The sequence below is a fragment of the Nostoc foliaceum FACHB-393 genome (assembly GCF_014698505.1).
In the GTDB taxonomy this organism is placed as follows: domain Bacteria; phylum Cyanobacteriota; class Cyanobacteriia; order Cyanobacteriales; family Nostocaceae; genus Nostoc; species Nostoc foliaceum_A.
Genome location: NZ_JACJTD010000056.1, coordinates 23,142 through 44,782 on the forward strand (window position 1 = coordinate 23,142; position 21,641 = coordinate 44,782).

The window sequence follows — 21,641 nt, forward strand, 5'->3', positions numbered from 1 at the left end:
GTTAATTAGCTAGAAACGAAATATCCTGTTTTTTGATTTCGTTGTACAGAAATACCTCCTCCTGTGGCTCTTGCAACTTGTAAACCTTCATAGGCTAAAGTTAATTCTTCAATTGCAACTGCCTTTCCATCTGCTTGGAGTGCAGGTGTTTTCCAGGTTATAGGAATAGCACCAATCAAAGTCCAACTCATCATCGTTTCACCAGCTTGATTGAAAATCAGAATATTGACATTGCGTCGAGATGTTTTCTTTTTTTCATCAAAAACTGCATTCATCCAGTTCCAAAAACCTGGATGATCGGTAACTCCACGTTTAAGAGTTATGTCTGCAAATTCTGTATGACCTAAATAAATTCTTTGCTGGTCGTTAACACCACCTTCCTGAAAAACATTTTTCTTAATTTGAATACTTAATCCTGTACATTCAGCGAAAGATGCAGCGATGGAACTGTCTATCTCTACGTAGAACCGATTAGTAGTGACATAATTTAATTCGTGGGTAATATTGCCGTTATTAGCGCCTGTAGCCATCACAACCACCTTTGGGAATTATAATTACCTAGCCTTTCACGCTGCGATCGCAGGTCTTCTAGCAAGAGTTTATACACGTGCTCTGTGAGTTGGTTCAAAAGCCGTGAGTCGTTGAGGTATTTACCCGCAGCAATAGCGACCTTACTGGCATCAGAAGTCACTGAAACCCCAGCGTAGCCAGAAGTACCGCCAACATCTCCATCGAATGTAAAAAAAGTTTGTTTCTGATTTGAGTCCATAAATAAAAAACTCTCCTAGAATCCAGGCTAAAGGTACTGCATCAGAATCAAAAGTAGCCAAAAGTCGAACTTAGTATTTGCCTAGATTTAGATTTTTGAGGAATTGTGCTGGAAATGCGATCGCAGTACTCTAGATGTTAGTAACAACAAAATATTTATCTACCTACGGTTTGGGCAACAGGATAAGAAAATGAGAGAACACATCAGCCGGAATAAAAAAACTACTACAGGCTTCTCAATCCCATCCCTGAAACACCCGACACCCAGATTTGGTTTGGAGTCGTCGACAATTTCACGCCAAGCAGTTTCTAAAATACAACCGCTCCATAAACCAGTTACTCACGATATAAGTCGCATACCACTGCGTAGCCAAGCAAAACTCTCAATTAGCCAGCCGGGAGACATTTACGAACAGGAAGCCGATAGCGTAGCACAGCAGGTAATGCAAACAATGGCGCAACCTGTAAATCATCAGTCTATCCAACGAGAAGCAGTGCCAGAAGAAGAATTGCAGATGAAACCTCTGGCAAATTCCATCACACCCTTGGTGCAACGAGAAGCAGTGCCAGAGGATGAGGAAGAATTGCAAATGAAATCTCTGGACAATCGCACACTGCAACGAGAAGCATTGCCAGAGGAAGAGGAAGAATTACAGATGAAATCTCTGGACAGCAGCACACTGCAACGAGAAGCATTGCCAGAGGAAGAGGAAGAATTACAGATGAAGCCGATGGTGCAGCCTCAGGCTGGGATGGCTGCTACACCAGACTTGGAAACGTCCATTAACCAAGCAAGAGGTGGTGGACAATCGCTCGCAGACAATATCCGCCAACCGATGGAACAGGCGTTTGGCGCTGATTTCAGTGGGGTGAAGGTTCACACGGATGGTCAATCCGATCAGTTGAATCGCTCGATTCAGGCGCGTGCTTTTACTACGGGACAGGATGTGTTCTTTCGTTCGGGTGAATATAATCCTGGGAGCCGGGGTGGACAGGAGTTGTTGGCCCATGAGTTGACCCATGTTGTGCAGCAAAATGGTGGGGTATTGCGAGAGGTGCAGCCACAAACAGAGAAAGGTGAAGAGTCTGTAGAACATAAGGAAAAACAGCGTTTGACTGTCCCGGCATTCAAGCAGCGATACATAAGCGGGAAAGAGGCAACTGAGTCAAGAGTACAGCGATTAGCGTTATTTCATGGCGGCGCGAAAGATTTCGTTGACAACGCCATAACGACTTCTCATACAGCGAAGGAATCCGTGGGAGAACTGGGTACGAAAGGTATGTACTACTGGAAAGATGACGAAGACGCAGCATTGGTGTCGGCTGTCATCTACAACCCAAAAAAAGAATGGTCTGTGATGAAGATAGAAATAAACGAGGCTGTAGCAAAACAGGCAGCAAGCAACACTCGTACCTTGATATTTCCTAGCAATAGTCAAGCTCCATATACGAAGAGCACAAATGGAAAAAAGATAACTATTTATGGTGTCCACTATAAATTCTTGCAGGAAAATCTAGATAACAAGTTGATAGAAGCAAAGAAGGATCTATCTATAGAAGGAGAATTGGAGCCACAGTACCAACAAATGACAGGAAGAGAATTCCTTGACGCATTTGACTTGGTGATTTCGCCGACAAAAGCAGAGGAATACAAGCATGAAAACCTACGACAAGTAAGAGCCAACGACCAGGCGCTAACCAATGTAATTTATGGAAGCGGACTCCAAGGAGAGACCAACGAAAAAACCAAAACATGGGAAGGAATTATCAATGATGACGATCAACAAAAGACTATTGTTAACATGGGGATGAAAGACAAGGCTAAGGTGGGGCCAGTGTTAAGGGGATTCAATGGAAAGAAAGGAAGTTCAATCACAGAAGTATAAGGCAGTTCAATCATAAAAGTATTTAGTGCGATCGCAATTTGGTATAAAGTTTCTCGTCAGGCAACACCGAATAGCCCGTCGTAGATATCGCTTATGTATGATGGATGGTTGATGAGGGTGCGATCGCCGCTCTTGTAAGTTGCCTTGAAGAATGAAACCCAATTATTTATTATTTGGCTTCTCCCACTAAAATGAAATTGTCAAATTATCAGAATTTAACCATCCTACACCTCTTGAAATATGATCGCGTTCGCGTTAGCGTCCGCTTTTTTAGCAACTGTTTTAAAAGTCAAGCATTCGCCCGATACTATCAAATGGATTTCCCGAAAATTTAGACTTTGAGTGAATTGCTTGATAAGTGCGATCGCTGTACTCTAAATGTTAGTAACAACAAAACATATAGTTACAGCTTGGGTATAAGGAGAAGGAAATGAGAGAATATGTCAGCCGGAAGAAACAAACTACTACAGACTTCTCAATCCCATCCTTGAAATACCCGACACCCAGATTTGGTTTGGAGTCGTCGGCAATTTCACGCCAAGCGGTTCCTGAAATACAACCACTCGATAAACCAGTTACTCACGATATCAGTCGCATACTACTGCGTAGCCAAGCAAAACTCTCAATTAGCCAGCCGGGAGATATTTATGAACAGGAAGCTGATAGCGTAGCACAGCAGGTAATGCAAACAATGGCGCAACCTGTAAATCACCAACCTATCCAACGAGAAGCATTGCCAGAGGATGAGGAAGAATTACAGATGAAGCCGATGGTGCAGTGTCAAGCTGAGGCTGGGATGGGTGCTGCGCCTGACCTGGAAGCGTCTATTAACCAAGCAAGGGGTGGGGGACAGGCGATCGCAGACAACATCCGCGAACCTATGGAACAGGCGTTTGGCGCAGATTTCAGTGAGGTGAAGGTTCATACAGATGGTCAGTCTGACCAGTTGAATCGGTCAATTCAGGCGCGAGCTTTCACGACGGGACAGGATGTGTTCTTTCGTTCGGGTGAATATAATCCTGGGAGCCGGGATGGACAGGAGTTGTTGGCCCATGAGTTGACCCATGTTGTGCAGCAGGAGGCTAAGGCGACTCAGAGAACGGACGCAAAAGGGGAATTCAGTGAGTGTGGCAGCCTGCCGAAGTACTCTGAGCAAAGCAGAGTGCTACAGAGGAAAGGCGTTGGAGGAAACAAGATAGGATTCAAGCGGATAAATGATAAAGAGAATAAAGAGGCGTGGGAGAAATTGCAATTTTGTTGGCAGGAAGCGAAGAAGACACGTAAGTTAGCGAAGACAGAAATTGAGAAAACGCTGCCGGATCGGGAAGGGAAAGGAGGATTCCCGGCTTACTACGCCAACAAACTCGACGAAATAAAGGATGAGCGCGAACTCTTAGTGGAGGCACTGACAAAAAACAGCAAAGAACCCATAGTGAAAATCCAAGATAATCAGATCCTATTAGTCACGGTGGGAGAGGGGAAAGAGAACAAAGATGTGGTTATAGGTGAGCTTATAGATACGCAAGAAGAACTGTACGAGGGGAAAGGAATCGCAAGTTCAACCATGCGAGAGATATACAAGAAAAAGAACGCGTTAGAAGAGGGAAGTGAAACTGGTGAAAATGGAGAGAAGGAATACATCAAAGATGCGCGGGGGGTTTACACGCGTCGGTATGCGTATCACGAAATGAACTACCACCAGATGATGGATTTTGTCATGAGCGGTGAACTTACCGGCCGTTATCAGATGTTTATGAGTGCGGGCGAAGCAGACAACACATCTCCCCAAAAGATCGCCCACTTAGAAAATAGGAAAGGAGTATCGAAACGAAACAACAGAAATAAAAGCGACCTAACATGGGAGGAAGTGGCGGTGTTGCACCAATGGAAAGGCAGCGGACCTTATCAAAGTGGAGTTAGTCTGACATCAACATCACGTGAGCAGGTTCGTAGTAATAAAGGGGCGCTATTCAAGACGCGGGGAGGATTCAGGCTAAAGATAGATCTAGCGAAGGTTGCGGCAGAAGTCCCCATCGTGAATGATTATGCGAAGGGAGGTGTAAGTCAAAACCCGGAGAAAACGACCCAAATACGACCGAAGGGAAAATACGAATTCCCGGAAAGTACAACTAAAAGTAGAGAGTTGTATATAGAAAGAGTGAAAAAGGAATGGGTCATAGAGGTCGTCCACCACGGAGCCAGCGATGTGTCAACAACATTCCTTGAGATAGAAAAGGCTGTGCAGGGCGACACAGAAGCGAGTAAGAGCGTTACAGACATAGGAATACAATCATACCTGAAGGGATTTGAGAAAGGGATGAAGGGGGAAAGCTATGATGACGGCAAAGAAGCAGGAAAAGACGGAGCTAAAGCGGGTAAAAACGTTTTGGCAGGATATAACCGCGGGATTAAGGCACGAGAAGACAAAGGTAATCTGGCGCAGCCGTATGAAGCAATAACAGAGCAAAATGGCTATGAAGAACAAAAAGGTGGTGTCCCGAAAGAACATAAGTACGATGCTCACAAAGTGGGGTATATGTGGGGCAGATGCACCACCAACGCTATGTTTGCGTCAGTGGCGCAATATGGAGCGGCCATTAAGGGGCGAAATAAGGTTTGATAAGAGCGATCACCGATCTTGTCGTGGCGTGGCAAGCTTAAAATAGTGCATTAAACGTAGACGTAGCGACTGTCTTAATAGTCTTGCGATCGCTCGTGTATGAAAATTAATTTAGTGTGATCGCCCATCTTCCAAATTCTTGTGGCGTGCATTAACCAATTGCAGTGTCAAACTCAGGTTAATTTATGGTGACTCTCGCCAAAATTGAAGGGTAGTTGATCGATCAACTACCCTATGAAATTTGCCAGCTTTTTGCAACCCTAGTGCATTAGCAAGAAGTTTTACTACACAACATACACCGTAAAATTGACTAGATTATCCTGACCAAATCGCAGTACATCGCCATTAAGCAGGCGATATTGCATCCCAGGAGTTAGAGGATTGTTGTTTAAATAAATACCATTTGTACTCATATCAACAATCATGTATGCATTTTGCGACCAGTCCCAATCGACTCGCGCATGACGACGAGAAACTATTCCCTCACTAGGGATGCCGGTCAAGTCAATTTCTGGCGGCGCTATTCCTGGACTCTGACTGCGACGACCAATATAACCTCCTTCCCCAACGAGATTAAATTCTCTCCCGGTAGTATGAATCAGCTTTAAAAGTGGCGCTCTTTGAGGTGGGGGAGTGTAAACAGGCGGTGTTGGTGGATAGGAAACCCGTGGTTGATAAACTGTTGAATAATCAACAGGAGCTTGTTGGGGAGCTTGGTAGTTAGGTTGGTCTGTTGCTGGTCGCTGATACTGAACAGGTGGTTGTTGACTGGGTGGTGGTTGACTAGGTTGTTGTTGAATAGACGGTGGTTGACTAGGCGGTTGTGGTGTATTGGAAACTACATTACCCACAGGAGTGGAACACCAGGGACAAACCTTAGCATTGTTAGGCAGGGCGCGGTTAAAATATTCGCAACTGGGATTAGGGCACCGATTTGCAGGCATAGGAATTTATATCATCAGGCATAGGTTGTAAAGCTACAAGACCTACTTTACTAAGTAAACACTGACCCTGACGAGTGGTTAGCATCTGGGCAAATGTAGAACCACCAGGCAGGCGGCTGCTGTCTTTAGGGTACACTACGAAAATAGGGTATCCCAAGGGGTAGCTTTGGAAAGTGGTGACATCAACATAATAATCATCATGTTGACACAAATCATCTGAGGGATTAATTGAGCGGCGATCGCGCCTTTGAAACAGAGGTTGAATCGCTGACTTTTTGCCATCTGCGATCGCTAACGGATAGCCAGTACACTGTTTCCAAGTTTTACTGATAATGCCAAAACTAATAATACCAGTGGTTCGCCCCTCCAAAGTCTCACTGCGGATCTGATTTTGAGTTTTTGTTGTATCAAGTTTAGTAACTTTCGCTGTAAATAAAGCTTCGTCCTGAGGGGCATTTTTGAGAACTATTTCTTGAAATTTACTGATTGCTTCCGGTTCAGTCGGGGCAAAAGGTTTCACGGGCAGATTTGGAAGTTTGGAACTAATTTGTTGCCAATTAGTAATTTTACCTGTGTAAATTTTACGCAATTGCTCAATATTTATTTGCCCCCCCAGAGCATTAGCAAGATTTGAGTCTCTTTTATTAAATGCGACAAAAACAATTAATCCATCATAAGCAACTGTTTTTTTTGTCAGTTTATCTGTAATCTGATTTACCAAACTAGTAATTGCAAAATCTTTTTTGTTTGTTTGGACTTCTTCGATACTTTTAATCGGATTATTTAAATTTGCTGATAAAACAGATTCATAGTTAAATGTTGCTGTTGCATCTGGCTTTGGTCTGGTCAATAAATCTCCTAAACGACTGTTGTCAACTGGTTGTGTCAAAACATAGCTCCATGTACTGTCTTTTTCTCCTGTATAAGTAAATTGTCCTGAAGGAACGTTGGGAACTTCGGAGAAATTCCGCACAAGTCTAGACCATTGTATATACTGATTAGGACTATCTGTTTTCTTGCCCAAAAGCCAATACAATATTCCTCCGCCAAGTAGTAATAAAGCCAGAATCCCTAGCAGAATTAAAGGCATTGGCAAACGCTTTTCTACTACTTGAGAACCAGAGGAAGATCGCACTGAACTATTAATATGATCTTCTTTAGGAAGTTGTAGTAGTGCTTGACGAGCCGCTTCAGCATTCTCGAAAGGAGTTTCCAATCCAATTAGGCGATAAAGAAACCGCTTTAAATGGCTATCGGTATCTGGCCATTGTTGATTATCTCTAGGATCGAGAGGTTGGTTGGATAAAAAATTAGTTGTCCGTCCTGCCCATAAATAAAAAGCTAGCAATCCTAATGATTCTAAATCTTGTTCAGGTCTGGCAGGCGCGGGTTGAGCAATAATAGGTGGAATAAATAAGTTTTCCCAGATAGCTAAATCACAAAAATATATAGAAAATTTTTGATTGTTTTCTACCTTAATTAAGGTACTATCTAAATTTATGTTGCCGTGAGTTATACCCAGTTGTGTTTGGTTTGAGGGAAAACGCAGCTTTTGAGTGTGGAGAAACTGGAGAGTTTGTAAACCTTGATTTAGTACCTCACGCACATCAGTAGATGTCATTGCCCCCTTCTCTATGAGATATTTGCCTAAAGTTTGGGATGACTCTATTCCTTTAGTAATTAAATAACAGCGTTCTCCTTTTTCATCAGCGATCGCTTCTTTCGTTTCGACAAGACGGAAGTTTTGAATTCTACTATCGGCTAAACTGATCCCACCTACCCGTTTGAAAGTCTCTTTTCGCTTCAGAGTCTCGCTTTCATTAAAACAACGGTTGGGTAGCAGGTATTCTTTGATGATGACAGGCTGCTTGTCTTTGAGTTGGATACCTGAGTATAAGCGGCCTAAACCCCGCACACCGACAAAACTAGCTATTTGATAAGTCCCTTGACTTCCTTTAATCTCAGCCTCCTGCGGTAAAGTTGCTGGAAAACCACATTCCAAGCAAAACTTAGCGCCCTTGATTTGCTGTGCCGTTTGGAAGGGGCGATCGCAACTTAAGGGAGAATTGTACGAGCAGGGGTATTCTTGATAAAAAGATTCAAATGAAGCCATATACAAAGAGTTTCGTGAATTGCGCCGATTACTTCTGTCGCACTCAAGCGTGAACTAATCCTAACTTGAGGGCAGCCACAATAGCTTGAGTCCGGCTAGTAACCTTCAATTTTTCAAAAATACTTGTGAGATGCGCCTTAACAGTAGCAACTGTTACATATAAATGTTTAGCGATTTCTTCATTAGAAGCACCTTGAGTTAACCAGTATAAAACTTCTTGCTCTCTTTCTGTTAAATGCACCTCATGACATGCTTTCACACAAGAGTCTGAATAAGCCTGAAAAAACCGGAAAAATCTACTAGCAACTTCTGAAGGTAGATAAATTTCTGACCTAGTTACAGTGTCAATAGCCTCACACAATTGTGTTGCTACACGATTTTTAAACACATAACCTGCGGCTCCCGCCTGCATTGCTCTAAAAATCCAGTCATCTTCTTGATGAGCCGACAATACTAAAACCTTTCCAGTGTAAGAAGTTTCTTTAAGACGTGCCAGAACTGTAATTCCATCACATCCTTTCAATTGCATATCCAGCAAAATTAAATCTGGACACTTCTGGGCTGTAAACTTTAAAACCTGCTCCACAGAATCCGCATCACCCATAACTTCTACAGGTAATGCAGAATTAATACTATAAAAATTTAAGAGAGTACGTAACCCTTGACGAAACCGTTCTTCGTCATCTACAAGCAAAACCGAAAGTTTCTTATTATCATTAGCCATCTTTTTTATTACATTAGCGAGTTCATGTTCGCTTTTAGCATCTAGTAGAGAACGTCATTATGAATTACGAATTACGAATTAATTAACACTCCTCGGTCGAGGCAAAATCATTGAGAATTGTGCTCCACTTTCTGATAAAACTTGCGCCCAGATACTTCCTTGATGATCCAAAATAATTTTTTTAGCAATAGTTAAACCCAGCCCTGTACCTCCCTTACGCCGGGAATAAAATGGTGTAAATACTTTTTGTAAATCTTCTTTAGATAATCCCGGCCCTTGATCTGAGATTTTAATTAAAACTTCATCTTGGAAAATCTGCCAGCTACAGGTAATAGTTCCTGAATTAGGACTGAAATGAACAGCATTACTGAGGATATTGTCAAATACTTGTTTCATTTGTAATCTGTCTATTTTCAATATCGTCGATGTGTCGGGAATTGATATTTTAACTTGTTTCTGATTAATTAAAGGTTGTAAATTTGTGATACTTTCAATTACCAAGCTTCTTAAGTCTTGAAGTGTTACCCTTAATTTTGCACCTTGTCCGCAATCAATAAGCTCATTTAAATTAGTATCTAAATCTTGTATGCTTTCGCCGATGATTGTTGCTTGCTCTTGCCAAGGGCTATCCTCTAAACCTAAGCATAAATTATGTGCATACAATCCTATAAGTCCTAGAGAGTTACGTAATTGATGACCTACTCGATGCAGGATATCTTCCAATAGTTGAATTTCAGTTTTTTGTCTTCCATAGTCTAAATAAATATCTACATACTTACTCAGGATCATGGCAGAGCGTTTTACATACAATTGCAAACTTTCTGAGAGAGGTTCATTAGTAATGATTTGGATGTATTCAGGTTTTTGATTTCTATAGGCTATGGGGCAAATGTAAGAAATGGATGAAAAATCCTTAAGTTTAAATGCATGTAAAGTCAAAGCAGGTGGAAAATCTGTCAGCCATGCTTCTGAGCGCAAATAAGCTAAAGTTTTTGGAGAAAAAGGAGCTTGGCCTTGACCATAACGTATAACTTCCTGATGATTTTTCAGCAAGCAATCATGGTAGACAATCCGAGCGAAAAAAATTGGATACTGACTAGTTAACTGCTCAGACTCTAGCTGACAAAAGCTTTGGATGTCTGAGGAATTCAAATAATTCGAGCCATTCTCTAGTTTTTGTATAGAAAAGCCTAGTGTCATAGCTTCACTCGCTTTTTGCAACCAAATGTTTTTACTCTTCTGCTGACCAGTATAAAATTATGCAGTCTCAGTAATGTTTATTTTTTTGTTAAGTTATCTTGTTAGATAATTCATACAAAGAATTATTAAGCTTATATTCACAGATCCTTCTCCTTTTTCTAAGTATATATAAGTACGCAGTAATTTTATCTGTAACACTTAATTCAGTAATAAACTGGCAAGGACAACAATGCTTGGTTCGTAGTTAGCCCTAGCCTACGGAAATCCATCACACCTTACAGAAAAAATGTAGTGCTTCCAATGAAAAACTACTCCAAACTAATCTACAAACTGAAGTTGCTGCTTTTCGGATTCTTGAAAATATAATATTTTCCAGCCTTCTTACTCATGATTTTAGGGGAGCAGGGGAGACTTGGAGACAAGGTGAAAAGGTGACTTGAGCGAGAGCTTGCGACAAGTCTTTCTCCTTGTCCCCAAGTCCTCTTCACCATGCCCAATGCCCCAATCCAAAAATATCGACAAAAGTCTAATTAACTTTAGAAGGCTGATACATATACTGTAGATGCATCTGGATTAGCTACCAGCAGAACACCTTCATGCTTATCTTTGTTCTTCAAACTTTAGCCGAAATTCTAGCTGGAGGAACCTCACTTACCAGTACAGAGCAAATTGACTTTAGCCATCCTGGTAATCGAAGGGAAGAGGGAGCAGGGCCGACTCTCAATTTATACATTTTTGATATACGTGAGAGTAAGCAGGTACAACATTCTGGCAGGCAAGTTGAACGCAAGCTAACACGCGCTTTACAACCTGCTACTGTAAATTGGGCACCTGCTTGGTTTGATGTTTCGCTGCTATTAACAGCCTGGGATAGAACAGCTTTAGGTGAGCATCACTTTATCAGTGAGGCGTTGACCGTACTGTTGCGCCATCGCACCTTGGAAGAGGAGTTTTTGGTTCCTGAATTACGAGGCTATGGTAATTTGAACCTGACAGTTGCCCTAGAGCCACCAATTGAGATTGGCTCTTTGTGGAGCGCTCTCAATGTACCGTTGCGTTCAGCCTTATATTTGACAGTTACAATACCCTTCGAGCCACAACCTACTTCAGTACCTTTGGTTTGGGAGCGAATTTTCAATTTGCGAAATCAATTGTCTCGTGATACTGACAGTCTAGTAGTAACTAGACGAGTTGCGATCGCAGGTATTGTCAAAAGTGCGGTGACAAATCTGCCGTTGGTAGCGACAGAAGTGGCTGTGAGGGGAACTGAAAAGTCCATATTAACCACTAAAGAAGGGCTGTTCTTCTTTGAAGACCTTCATTTAGGTAATTATGTTTTGACTCTGAATCATCCTGGCTATCTACCCCAAAACGTCAACGCATTGGTAGATAACCAAAGTCATACTTTCAAAGAAATATTTCTAACTCCCGAATAATTAGATTTTTACTGACTTGGAGAGACTTTCATGGCTAGACTTGATTACTTTGCTCCCGGTGTCTATATTGAAGAAATTGACCGAGGTAGCCGACCAATTGAAGGTGTTAGTACGGCAGTTGCCGGATTTGTAGGCTTTACAGAAGATGTTCGCGGTGGGGCTGAGTTATACAAGCCCATGCTAGTAACCACTTGGACACAATATCTCAACTACTTTGCCCGTCCTAACTCTGATGGGTTCACCGACTTCAACGCCTATTTACCTTTTTCAGTCTACGGCTACTTTATGAATGGTGGCGGTCGTTGCTGGGTAACAAGCATTGGGACTCAGTTACCAGGCGCACCCAGACCCGCAACTCCAGAACCGGCTACCCTCAGAATCAACTCTAGAGGTAATCGTCCTGCTCTCCGCTTTACTTTGCGTCCTGAGCAAGCATCAGGCGGATTAGTAAATATCGTTATTATTGATGGTTCACCCCGCGCCCTACCAGAAGGTACTGAAGGAGAAGCGCCTCCAAATACGGGTGAATATTTCACCATCCAAATTCGTCGGGGAGATGAGCTTCTAGAGCAATACGAGAACTTGAGCATGAACCGCGAACCTAATGCTCAAGTCGCTACTTATGCGCTGGCGGCATTGAGAAATTCCATGTATGTCACTGTAGAAGACATAACTCAAAGTGGACAGCCTTTAGCTCGTCGTCCCGTGAATGGTCAATATGAACTAGCACCACCCATTGTTGCCGCCCCACCCGATAGATTTTCGCAAAATTTAGAAGGGGTTCGAGATGATCGCACCGGGGTACGCGGTATCTTTGAAGTTGATGAAATCACAATGCTAGCCTGTCCTGATGTGATGCGGGCTTATCAAGAGCAGGTGCTGAATTTAGATCAAGTCCACGGCATCATCGAGCTGATGATTAGTATGTGTGAGGGTTCTGCCAGTGGCGATATTCCCAATCCACCCAACCGCATGGTTGTACTTGATGCGCCACCGGATGCCGTCAAACCCCAGCAAGTAGTTGAGTGGTTGAATAGATTTAACCGTCGTTCGATGTTTGCGGCCCTTTATTATCCTTGGATTAAAGTACCTAATCCACGCGATCGCGGTAATCCAATTTTAGTACCTCCTTGTGGTCATGTAATGGGTGTTTGGGCCCGCACTGACGAAACCAGAGGAGTTTACAAAGCACCTGCAAATGAAGTTCCCAGAGGTGTAATTGGTTTAGGTTATGACACAAACTTCCGCGAACAAGAACTATTAAACCCTCTTGGGATAAATTGTATTCGTACCTTCCCCAACCGAGGTATTCGCATTTGGGGCGCACGCACTTTAGTTGAGCCAGATAAAACAGAGTGGCGTTACATCAGTGTGCGTAGACTAATTAGCTATATCGAAAAATCCCTAGAACTGGGAACTCAGTGGGTAGTTTTTGAACCGAACGACCAAGATTTGTGGGCACGTGTGACCCGCACCGTCAGCAATTTCTTAGAACGCATCTGGCGTGAAGGTGCTTTGTTTGGAGCATCACCAGAACAAGCATTCTATGTTAAATGTGACGAAGAATTGAACCCACCAGAAACCAGGATTTTAGGACGTTTATACATTGAAGTCGGTGTTTGCCCCGTCAGACCGGCTGAGTTTGTTGTTTTCCGCATCAGCCAATGGAATGGCATTGAAGACAGCGAATAGGGCATTGCACCAAGAATTCTCTTAACTCTTGTACAGACGCGATTTATCGCGTCTCTCCCATTCCCCATCTCCCTAATTAACTACACACAAAGGAGTCTAAAAGTATGGCAGGCGAATTTTTAACCTCTTGTAAATTTTACTTCGAGGCTGACGGAATTACGGATAAATTCATCAAAGAGATTAGTGGACTAGGCGTTGAGAATACTCCAGCCCAAGAAGTCCACGGTTCATCTAAAGGCGCTAAACTAATGCGTCAAGCTACACCAACTGTTGTTAAATTTACTAACATCACAGTAAAAGTCATCGCCACTGATGATATAGACCTTTATACTTGGTATCAAAAGTGTAACGAAGATATGGGAGACCCTCGTCAGTGGGCACAGAATCGTAAGACTGGTTCGGTAGTTGCTTATGACCAACAAGGCTCTGAAAAAGCACGCTGGAACATTGTCAATTGTTATCCTTGTAAATACACTGGGCCTACCTTAACTGCCTCTGGTGGTGATATGGCGAATGAAACCATTGAATTGGTTCATGAAGGAATTAAACGGATCAAATAATTAGTATTTGCAGTAATTAACAGTGGTACAATCCGCAAGCCGAATTCCAGAAGTTCTTACAGCCCATCGGTTCTATTTAGAACTGAAACTAGAAGGTCAAAACGATGCCAATTGCTTCTTTTTGGAGTGTCAAGGCTTCAAAAGAACACAAGAGGTAATTGAAATTTCTGAAGTTACTTCTCAAACCTGGGGTACAAAAGGGCAGTCAAAAGGCCAGGTGGTGAGAACTAAGCTTCCTAGCAATCCTAAGAGTGGTAATCTCACTCTGCGTAGAGGTACTACCAACTCTATGGATTTTTGGAAGTGGTTTGAAAAAGTCGAAAAGGGTAATTGGTCTGAGCAACGTAGACTTGTTGCTTTATCTATTTATAATCAGGCAAATCAAGAAGTAGCTAGATTTGAATTAGCTGGTGCTTGGCCTGCAAGTTATAAGATTGCCGATGTCAACGCCCGCAGCCATGACATCGAAATTGAGGAGGTGGAAGTTGCTTTTGAGGAATTTAAGCGCGTGAAGTAATTAGGAGGACTATGTTTCCAACAGAGTTTGAATTTACATTGCCTAAGGGATATCTAGACTCTGAAGGCAACCTCCACCGCAAAGGTGTAATGCGGTTATCAACGGCGATAGACGAGATTGCACCCTTGCGTGACCCACGCGTTAAAGCGAATCCCGTTTATGCCACAATTATTATCTTGGCGCGAGTGATTACCCACTTGGGTGCTTTATCAGAAGTGACTCCTGCAATAGTGGAAAACTTTTTTGCCCAAGATTTAAATTACCTCCAAGATTTGTACCGTCGAATCAATGGCTTGGAGAGCGAAACTTCCATACCAGAAGATACAATAAATTCCCCTGAACCGCTTCTTCATAATTGAATTGGGCATAGGGTATCGGGGGATGAGGCAAATGAGGGAGATAAGGGAGATGGGGAAAAAGAACTATTGATTATTGCCCAATGCCCAAATTTAACTAATTTCGTGGGTTTAAGTAAAAAGCAACTAACAAGACGTTCGGCGAGCACTACTTCGACCCTTCTCTACGATAGGCTGCGCTATCGACAAGCTCAGGGCAACGTAGGCTCAGTACATGTCAGTCCAGTCGCGGCAAGTTCTGTGGCGGGGTCTAAATCCCCGTTACAAAACTTAATTACGAATTACGAATTACGAATTATTTTAATTACCTATGCCCCGTAAGAAAGATACTGTATGCACAGAATTTGCCTTCACTCTTCCTAGAGGACTGAGTGATAGTGAACACCGAATACATCGTCATGGGGTGATGCGTTTAGCCACCGCCAAAGATGAAATTTTGGTGCAGCAAGAGCGCAGAGTTCAGGAAAATCAGGCTTACGGTGTTTTGGTGATGCTAGCACGGGTTATCACTCGCTTGGGCAGTTTCAATTCTGTTAGTCCTGATTTACTCGAAGGACTGCTCTTACATGACATTGCCTATCTCCGAGAATTTTACAATCGAATCAATCAACAAGGCAATGTACACATTCCGACACAATGCCCTCACTGCAATAATCAATTTTCAGTGGAGCTAGAACTAGCGGGGGAGTCGTAAGCTACCCCTCTGATACTTTGTATGAGGAGGTAGCTTTTATTGCTTATCATTTTCACTGGTCACAAGATGATATTTTAAATTTAGAACACACTACCCGTCAGCGCTGGGTAGCAGAAATCAATAAAATTAACCAAAAATTAATATGAAAGTAAAAGTTAGCTACTCACCAAATCTAAGTGAAATCAATGAAGTTGACCTTACCCTAGAAAATACAACCAGAGGAGAATGGCTAATAGGTCGTTCTCCTGATTCTGATTTAGTCTTAGATAGCCCTGATATTAGTCGGGTACATGCTAAGTTTTTTGTTAAAAGTGGAAATTACTACTTCTGCGACCTTGGCAGTAGAAATGGCTCAATATTTAACGGGAAACAAGCTGAAAAAGATCGACCATATTCTTTAAGCGATGGAGATATTATTAGGATTGCAGATTACGTTTTGATCTTAGAAGCAGTTGCTCCCGCTTATGAGCAACCAGAGACAGTCTTTAGAATTATAGATCCTTCATTGTTTTCTCGGCCGCGATCGCCTGAAAATGTCAGCCCTTCCAACGTTGCTAATCCAGCCCCAGAAGTAGTTAACGAAGCTCCAGCGCCAATTGTTCAAGAAGTAGAAACACCTGAACTTAATGTTGTTTCCTTAGAAACCAGCGAAATCTCAGAAGCTTCTATTCAACCTGATGATGTCATCGCGGTTGTTGAGGTAATCACCCCTGAAAACATCATTCAGTCACCAGAAGCAGTTAGCGAAGTTTCAGATGATGTTCATGATGAAATTGGGGATTTGCATACATTAGTTGCAGGAGAAGTCAGCGCAGATGCTGAGGAAGTAGAAGTTCCAGAAGTTAGCGAAGACTCAGAAGCTTCTTTTACTGTAGCTGATGATGCGATCGCTGCACCTGAAAACATAATTGAAACTCCTGAAGAGGAAAGTGTTCTTCCAGAAGCTACCTACGACGAAAATGCAGACTTTGAAGCAGCACTGGCGGCAGAAGCTACCTTCGTACAACGGCGTGATATAAGTGCCATTCCACAAGCTACCTCTGATGAAGATGCAGAGTTCGAGGCAGCACTAGAAGCAGAAGTCACCTTTGTGCAGCCGCGTGATATTTTTAACGAAATTCCTTCACAGAGTTCTGTTCCCGAAGCTACCTCCGATGAAGATGCAGAGTTCGAGGCAGCACTCGCAGCAGAAGTCACCTTCGTACAGCCGCGTGATATTTTCGGCGAAGTATCTGAGGAGGAGAGTACCGTTCCCGAAGCTACTCATAATGAAAATGAAGTAGTAGATTTAGATACACCAGTCGCGGAAGAAGTAAGCGCAAACTTCGGCGAATTTATCAGCGAAGTTCCTGAAGACGCTAACATTCAACCGCAAGAAGCATTGAGCCAAGTACCAGAAGAGGAGAGTGAAGTTACACAAGATAACAGTCATGAGGTAGTAGATTTAGATACCTCAGTTACAGCAGAAGACAGTGCAGAGGTTGACGAAGTAGAACCTAGTTTTGCTGTTGATGAAACAGGAAGCGAAGTTTCTGAAGCATTGACGGAGCCTGATAATACTGTTGCGGAAGTTTTCAACAATCAATACATTGATTTGAGTAATACAACTGTTGATGATGTCGCTCCAGTAAGTGAAGCCTCTGACTCAGATGATATTCAATCTTTGGAAACAACAGAGAGTGGAGCTACTGAGAGCATCAGTCAAACTGTTGAAGAGGCTTCGGAAGTAGAAGCAACTCAATCTGATGAAACTTCAGAAGAAACAAATATAAGTGAGCCTTCTCAAATGATCATTGAAAGAAACATAGTACTCATCGCTCACGAAAGCAAGAAATCAGAACTTGCTGAATTTGTTTCTCAACATCAGGAATTTTTCTCGCAGAGCTTTACAATTACGTGGCCATCAATTAGCGAAGTCTTACATCAACAGGCGGGCATAACTATTAGTCAACAAACCCCCGCACCAACTTCTGGAGGATATCAAACAATTGCTTCATTGGTTGGAGCAGGAGAAATTTTAGCAGTTATTTTCCTAAGAGATTTGCTGCAATCACAACCTGGTCAAGCAAATGAAGAAGCACTGTTAAGGTTATGTACTATTAATCAAGTTTTACTGGCAACTAATTTGCCAACAGCAGAAGCGATTGTGCATTACCTGAAACCGATAGTAGACTAGTACTAAATTATTCATGAACCACAAAATACCCAACTCCTTAAAGGAGTTGGGTATTTTGGTATTTAATTGCTATTTTTTGTGAAAAGTTGCAAATTGCATAGAATAATTTCAATGCTGAAAATGAGGATAAAAAATATGTATATTTTAAAATAAAACTTATCTAAAGAAATGCTTGCAAAATTAAAAAGTTTATTTAGACAGCCAGTTATTTTTTCAAGTGCGATCGCTACAATTTTATTAGTGGGCATTCAAAAACTTGGGGTTTTCGAGCCTCTAGAAATGAAAGTCTACGACCAAATGATGCAATTACGTGGCAACCCAGGCCCAGACTCTCGTCTATTGATTGTTGCTTTAACTGAAAAAGATATCCAAAAATGGAATTGGCCCCTATCTGGTGAACTTCTAGAACGGCTGTTGGGCAAACTTGAAGAATATGAACCGCGAGCCATTGGTCTAGATATATTTCGTGACTTACCAGTGCAACCTGGTCATGAAAAGCTACTGCAACGCATACAACAGAGCGATATCATCATTCCTATCTGCAAACATTCTGGTTCTAACAATCCAGGAATAGCTCCCCCACAGGGGGTTGAAGCAGAGCGAGTAGGATTTAATGATGTCGTAGAAGATACTGATGCGACAATTCGTCGCAACCTATTATTGGTAAGTGCAGAGGAGTCCGATTCTTGCCAAAGTACTTATTCTTTTAGCTTACAACTAGCACTCAAATACTTAGAAGTTGGAGGCATCCAACTAAAATTTACCCCAAAAAAGGAATTACAACTACGAGATACCGTATTTAAGCCCCTGCAAAGTAACGCTGGTGGTTATCAGAAAGCGGATACTAATGGCTACCAAATCCTGCTTAACTACCGTTCTGGTCATCAGGTCGCCCAACAGGTAACTATTACAGAAGTACTTGCAAATCAAGTTAAACCAGATTTGGTCAAAGACCGCATCGTTTTGATTGGTTCAACAGCCAATAGTTTAAATGATATTTTTAATACGCCATTTGCTACTGGTAAATCAGATAATTCCGGCAAAATAGCAGGAATTGAAATTCATGCCCACAGCGTTAGTCAAATTCTCAGTGCTGTTCTTAACAAACAGCCTCTATTTTGGTTTTTGCCTGAGTGGGGTAAAGTCCTTTGGATATGGGGATGGACTGTAGTTGGTGGGTTGCTGGTATCGCGGATTCAACATCCACTAGGCTTAGGATTGGCAGGAGCAACAGCCCTTGCAGTGTTATTTGGAGGCAATTATGTCATTTTTACCCAAGCTGGATGGTTTCCAGTAGTACCTTCAGCGCTGGGGTTAGTATTTACCGCCGGGAGTGTCCTTGCCTATAGTGCTTATCAAACTAAGCAAGAGCAACAAGAAATTACCCAACGGGTTCAAGAACACCAACAATTAATTGTGGAATTGCAAGGCCTTTTACGGCAACGCGGCAACGCCTCAAATGAAGCGCCAACTGTAATTACTGATTCCATCGGGCAAGAAATTGCACTAGGCACAGTACTAAACAACCGCTACAAAATTACTCAACCCTTGGGTTCTGGAGGATTTAGCAATACTTATTTGGCTGACGATATCCAGCGTCCTGGTAATCCGCAGTGTGTGGTTAAACAGTTACGACCTCCCCGCCAAGATGCAGAATATTTAAATGTTGTCAGGCGCTTATTCGACGCTGAAGCAGAAATTTTAGAAACTTTAGGTAAGCACCCACAAATTCCCCAATTGCTAGCTTTTTTTGAAGAAAATAGGCAATTTTCTTTAGTGCAAGAATTTGTTCGAGGGCACGCTATGGACAAAGAGCTAACCTCTGGGAAGCGACTAAAACAAGCTGAAGTTGTGGAGATACTCAAAGAAGTTTTACACGTGCTTGTTTTTGTTCACAGCTATGGCGTTATCCATCGAGATATCAAACCTAGTAACTTGATTAGGCGAGAATCAGATCAGCACATTGTTTTAATTGACTTTGGCGCTGTTAAGCAAATTCAGCCTCAGCAGCAAGAAGCTCAGACCATTTCAATTGGTACTCCTAATTATGCACCTTCTGAGCAAATGAGCGGTTTGCCAAAACTCAACAGCGATATTTATGCGTTGGGAATCATGGGAATACAAGGTTTAACTGGAGTAGATCCCAGAGAATTTCGCAGAGACACAAATACTGGTGAAATAATTATCCAAATTGAAGCTGATGCCAATCAACAGATTTGGCAACATTGGCGCGAATTAACTGAGGCAACAGACGAGTTAGTTATTATCTTAAATAGAATGGTACATTTCGACTTCACTCAACGATATCAATCGGCAGCAGAGGTACTCAAAACTCTCGAAAGTCTCTAGTATTATGTCTGAGCCACTACCCAAAAATTTACAATTGGGCTTCATTTGGATCTTCAAGATTGTTAATCCATTTAGAGGTATCTATTACCTTACTAATAAAGGTATCTTGAGAAACTAAAGTTGCCCTATGAAGTTCTTCATCAGTAGCAACGCCTGCATTATTTGTGAAGGCGAGGGTTCCTGTTGCATCAGAAAGAAACTCTACAGAAAAACCTAGATGGGAGGCTTGTCTAGCAGTTGTATCACAACACATTTGAGTCATGTATCCAGAGATTACCACAGTATCAATATTCCTCTCTTTAAGCCAAGCCTCTAACTCAGTTTCTGTAAAACTTCCTGGCAAACTTTTTTCAATCAGTAGATCATATGGACGTTTGGTAATTTCGGGATGAAGCTCCCATTCTGGGCTTCCCTTTTTAAAAATGGCAGAGTTTTCTGGTGGCTGTGTATGTCTTACGATAATTACAGGTATACCTCGCTCATTAGCAACATTCATCACTTGAAGAATTTTATCTAGGCTTCCTGATGGATAACTTATTGGCAGTTTTCCAGTGAAATATTCATTCTGAACATCGATTACTAATAAGGCTCGTTTCATCTTGATTATTCTCCTTACTAACTTATAAAAATCGATTGTGATATAGCGGTTCCCATTCAGATGCGGTACAACATTACATCACGAGGTGTAGGGGCACGGCACTGCCGCCCCTACGGGTGTACCTGACGTAAATGAGAACGGCTATAATTGAGAATGCAAATTACCCATTGGGTTGAGTGAAACATCTGAAAATAGGTCAAGCTGATTCTATATCCCTAATGTTTGTGGTGAGTATAAAAGCTTTACTAAACTATTATTTTCAGATCAGTATGCTTTCAAAATTCAAGTCGGATTCTTATATAACTAGTAATAACAAATAATTTTTTGTATTTCAGATTACTAATTAATTTAATATTTATCCAGTCTTTGGTTAGAAGTGTCATGAAGTATTCGTTCTTATGATTAGATTGTAAGACAAATTTTAACTTGTGATTCTATATAGGAGTTTCCAAACGCAACGCAGACAAATAAATTCTCGTTTAGCCGCGCTAGTTCAACTGACATTCACTAATTGATTACAGAGTGCGATATGCAGAAACCAAACGACCAAAAAGGTTATTTCCTTAAGTACCTTTCCCTTGCTCCTGTTCTTGCTGTTATTTCGATATCAGTTGCCTTCTCTACCTGGGCGATTTTTAATTATTTTTTCCCCGATCTTCTTTTCCATCCTATGCCATGAGATGAGTGGTGATGATGTAATACCATTACCATAACTATTTCATTGCTAGTAATATTCTCGTTGATACTAAAAAGCGCCCTCCCAATTTGGGAGAGCGCTTTTTGATTTAGCTAAACTTCAGAATTAACCGTTGATAGCAGGAGCAGTCAGAGCGACAGGAGCAACATCACCAGCAGCCAAATCTAAGGGGAAGTTGTGAGCATTGCGCTCGTGCATTACTTCCATACCCAGGTTAGCCCGGTTGATTACATCAGCCCAAGTGCTGATAACGCGACCTTGAGAATCAATGATTGATTGGTTGAAGTTGAAACCGTTCAAGTTGAACGCCA

19 protein-coding genes and 1 pseudogene are annotated in these 21,641 nt (G+C 42.0%); 12 read left to right on the top strand and 8 right to left on the bottom strand.

Annotated features, from left to right (window positions below):
* Window positions 1-5: 5 nt before the first annotated feature.
* Both H6G92_RS29975 and H6G92_RS29980 read right to left on the bottom strand, forming a co-directional pair.
* Complete coding sequence (locus tag H6G92_RS29975) at window positions 6-530, bottom strand: phage tail protein (protein WP_190899288.1); 525 nt, start codon at window positions 528-530, stop codon at window positions 6-8.
* Window positions 530-769, bottom strand: coding sequence for a hypothetical protein (locus tag H6G92_RS29980; RefSeq protein ID WP_190899290.1), 240 nt, complete (start codon window positions 767-769; stop codon window positions 530-532). The genes H6G92_RS29975 and H6G92_RS29980 overlap by 1 nt, the downstream gene beginning before the upstream one ends.
* A gap of 190 nt (window positions 770-959) precedes the next feature.
* Here H6G92_RS29980 and H6G92_RS29985 point away from each other — a divergent pair, with 190 nt between their 5' ends.
* Both H6G92_RS29985 and H6G92_RS29990 read left to right on the top strand, forming a co-directional pair.
* On the top strand, window positions 960-2,654 hold the full coding sequence (locus tag H6G92_RS29985; protein ID WP_199345034.1) for an eCIS core domain-containing protein: 1,695 nt from the start codon (window positions 960-962) through the stop codon (window positions 2,652-2,654).
* Between the two features lie 430 nt (window positions 2,655-3,084).
* Window positions 3,085-5,274, top strand: coding sequence for an eCIS core domain-containing protein (locus H6G92_RS29990; RefSeq protein WP_190899292.1), 2,190 nt, complete (start codon window positions 3,085-3,087; stop codon window positions 5,272-5,274).
* A 284-nt stretch (window positions 5,275-5,558) separates the two neighbouring features.
* On the opposite strand, the gene H6G92_RS29995 is transcribed toward H6G92_RS29990, so the two are convergent.
* From H6G92_RS29995 to H6G92_RS30010, 4 genes are all read right to left on the bottom strand, one after another.
* The gene (locus H6G92_RS29995; RefSeq protein ID WP_190899294.1) at window positions 5,559-6,218 is read right to left on the bottom strand and encodes an FHA domain-containing protein; all 660 of its coding nucleotides are present in this window, start codon (window positions 6,216-6,218) and stop codon (window positions 5,559-5,561) included.
* The gene (locus tag H6G92_RS30000) at window positions 6,196-8,331 is read right to left on the bottom strand and encodes a substrate-binding domain-containing protein (RefSeq protein ID WP_190899296.1); all 2,136 of its coding nucleotides are present in this window, start codon (window positions 8,329-8,331) and stop codon (window positions 6,196-6,198) included. Before H6G92_RS30000 ends, H6G92_RS29995 begins: the two co-directional genes overlap by 23 nt.
* Before the next feature lie 43 nt (window positions 8,332-8,374).
* Complete coding sequence (locus tag H6G92_RS30005; protein ID WP_190899298.1) at window positions 8,375-9,055, bottom strand: response regulator transcription factor; 681 nt, start codon at window positions 9,053-9,055, stop codon at window positions 8,375-8,377.
* 78 nt (window positions 9,056-9,133) lie between these two features.
* Complete coding sequence (locus tag H6G92_RS30010; protein ID WP_242059360.1) at window positions 9,134-10,108, bottom strand: sensor histidine kinase; 975 nt, start codon at window positions 10,106-10,108, stop codon at window positions 9,134-9,136.
* A gap of 743 nt (window positions 10,109-10,851) precedes the next feature.
* Between H6G92_RS30010 and H6G92_RS30015 the strand changes: the two genes are divergently transcribed.
* From H6G92_RS30015 to H6G92_RS30050, 9 genes are all read left to right on the top strand, one after another.
* Window positions 10,852-11,691, top strand: coding sequence for a Pvc16 family protein (locus H6G92_RS30015; protein WP_190899300.1), 840 nt, complete (start codon window positions 10,852-10,854; stop codon window positions 11,689-11,691).
* Window positions 11,692-11,721: 30 nt separating this feature from the next.
* Window positions 11,722-13,383 (top strand): phage tail sheath family protein, encoded by a 1,662-nt coding sequence (locus H6G92_RS30020; protein WP_190899301.1) that lies wholly within the window; start codon window positions 11,722-11,724, stop codon window positions 13,381-13,383.
* Between the two features lie 104 nt (window positions 13,384-13,487).
* Window positions 13,488-13,943, top strand: coding sequence for a phage tail protein (locus H6G92_RS30025; protein ID WP_190899302.1), 456 nt, complete (start codon window positions 13,488-13,490; stop codon window positions 13,941-13,943).
* Window positions 13,944-13,965: 22 nt separating this feature from the next.
* Complete coding sequence (locus H6G92_RS30030) at window positions 13,966-14,460, top strand: phage tail protein (protein WP_190899303.1); 495 nt, start codon at window positions 13,966-13,968, stop codon at window positions 14,458-14,460.
* An 11-nt stretch (window positions 14,461-14,471) separates the two neighbouring features.
* Window positions 14,472-14,819 carry a hypothetical protein gene (locus H6G92_RS30035; protein ID WP_190899304.1) on the top strand — a complete coding sequence of 116 codons (348 nt, stop codon included), beginning with the start codon at window positions 14,472-14,474 and terminating at the stop codon, window positions 14,817-14,819.
* A 307-nt stretch (window positions 14,820-15,126) separates the two neighbouring features.
* A complete protein-coding gene (locus H6G92_RS30040; RefSeq protein WP_190899305.1) occupies window positions 15,127-15,510 on the top strand; it encodes a phage tail assembly protein in 384 nt (127 codons plus the stop codon).
* Window positions 15,474-15,656 carry a DUF6760 family protein gene (locus H6G92_RS40915; RefSeq protein WP_083782463.1) on the top strand — a complete coding sequence of 61 codons (183 nt, stop codon included), beginning with the start codon at window positions 15,474-15,476 and terminating at the stop codon, window positions 15,654-15,656. The genes H6G92_RS30040 and H6G92_RS40915 overlap by 37 nt, the downstream gene beginning before the upstream one ends.
* Window positions 15,653-17,686, top strand: a complete 2,034-nt coding sequence (locus H6G92_RS30045; RefSeq protein WP_190899306.1) for an FHA domain-containing protein — start codon at window positions 15,653-15,655, stop codon at window positions 17,684-17,686. The genes H6G92_RS40915 and H6G92_RS30045 overlap by 4 nt, the downstream gene beginning before the upstream one ends.
* Before the next feature lie 168 nt (window positions 17,687-17,854).
* The gene (locus H6G92_RS30050) at window positions 17,855-20,035 is read left to right on the top strand and encodes a CHASE2 domain-containing serine/threonine-protein kinase (protein ID WP_190899307.1); all 2,181 of its coding nucleotides are present in this window, start codon (window positions 17,855-17,857) and stop codon (window positions 20,033-20,035) included.
* A 28-nt stretch (window positions 20,036-20,063) separates the two neighbouring features.
* Here the strand turns inward: H6G92_RS30050 and H6G92_RS30055 are convergent, their stop codons facing one another.
* Entirely contained in the window at window positions 20,064-20,633 is a 570-nt protein-coding gene (locus H6G92_RS30055) for a cysteine hydrolase family protein (RefSeq protein WP_190899309.1), read from the bottom strand.
* Window positions 20,634-21,162: 529 nt separating this feature from the next.
* Here H6G92_RS30055 and H6G92_RS30060 point away from each other — a divergent pair.
* A complete protein-coding gene (locus H6G92_RS30060; protein WP_190899310.1) occupies window positions 21,163-21,312 on the top strand; it encodes a PsaJ protein in 150 nt (49 codons plus the stop codon).
* A gap of 123 nt (window positions 21,313-21,435) precedes the next feature.
* Here H6G92_RS30060 and H6G92_RS30065 read toward each other — a convergent pair.
* Window positions 21,436-21,641, bottom strand: a pseudogene (locus H6G92_RS30065) (photosystem II q(b) protein); the annotation flags it as partial.

What these genes read in the sequence shown, in the direction of transcription:
- H6G92_RS29975 (WP_190899288.1), bottom strand. Translation starts at nt 530, where the DNA reads ATGGCTACAGGCGCTAATAACGGCAATATTACCCACGAATTAAATTAT.
- H6G92_RS29980 (WP_190899290.1), bottom strand. Translation starts at nt 769, where the DNA reads ATGGACTCAAATCAGAAACAAACTTTTTTTACATTCGATGGAGATGTT.
- H6G92_RS29985 (WP_199345034.1), top strand. Translation starts at nt 960, where the DNA reads ATGAGAGAACACATCAGCCGGAATAAAAAAACTACTACAGGCTTCTCA.
- H6G92_RS29990 (WP_190899292.1), top strand. Translation starts at nt 3,085, where the DNA reads ATGAGAGAATATGTCAGCCGGAAGAAACAAACTACTACAGACTTCTCA.
- H6G92_RS29995 (WP_190899294.1), bottom strand. Translation starts at nt 6,218, where the DNA reads ATGCCTGCAAATCGGTGCCCTAATCCCAGTTGCGAATATTTTAACCGC.
- H6G92_RS30000 (WP_190899296.1), bottom strand. Translation starts at nt 8,331, where the DNA reads ATGGCTTCATTTGAATCTTTTTATCAAGAATACCCCTGCTCGTACAAT.
- H6G92_RS30005 (WP_190899298.1), bottom strand. Translation starts at nt 9,055, where the DNA reads ATGGCTAATGATAATAAGAAACTTTCGGTTTTGCTTGTAGATGACGAA.
- H6G92_RS30015 (WP_190899300.1), top strand. Translation starts at nt 10,852, where the DNA reads ATGCTTATCTTTGTTCTTCAAACTTTAGCCGAAATTCTAGCTGGAGGA.
- H6G92_RS30020 (WP_190899301.1), top strand. Translation starts at nt 11,722, where the DNA reads ATGGCTAGACTTGATTACTTTGCTCCCGGTGTCTATATTGAAGAAATT.
- H6G92_RS30025 (WP_190899302.1), top strand. Translation starts at nt 13,488, where the DNA reads ATGGCAGGCGAATTTTTAACCTCTTGTAAATTTTACTTCGAGGCTGAC.
- H6G92_RS30035 (WP_190899304.1), top strand. Translation starts at nt 14,472, where the DNA reads ATGTTTCCAACAGAGTTTGAATTTACATTGCCTAAGGGATATCTAGAC.
- H6G92_RS30040 (WP_190899305.1), top strand. Translation starts at nt 15,127, where the DNA reads ATGCCCCGTAAGAAAGATACTGTATGCACAGAATTTGCCTTCACTCTT.
- H6G92_RS30045 (WP_190899306.1), top strand. Translation starts at nt 15,653, where the DNA reads ATGAAAGTAAAAGTTAGCTACTCACCAAATCTAAGTGAAATCAATGAA.
- H6G92_RS30050 (WP_190899307.1), top strand. Translation starts at nt 17,855, where the DNA reads ATGCTTGCAAAATTAAAAAGTTTATTTAGACAGCCAGTTATTTTTTCA.
- H6G92_RS30055 (WP_190899309.1), bottom strand. Translation starts at nt 20,633, where the DNA reads ATGAAACGAGCCTTATTAGTAATCGATGTTCAGAATGAATATTTCACT.
- H6G92_RS30060 (WP_190899310.1), top strand. Translation starts at nt 21,163, where the DNA reads ATGCAGAAACCAAACGACCAAAAAGGTTATTTCCTTAAGTACCTTTCC.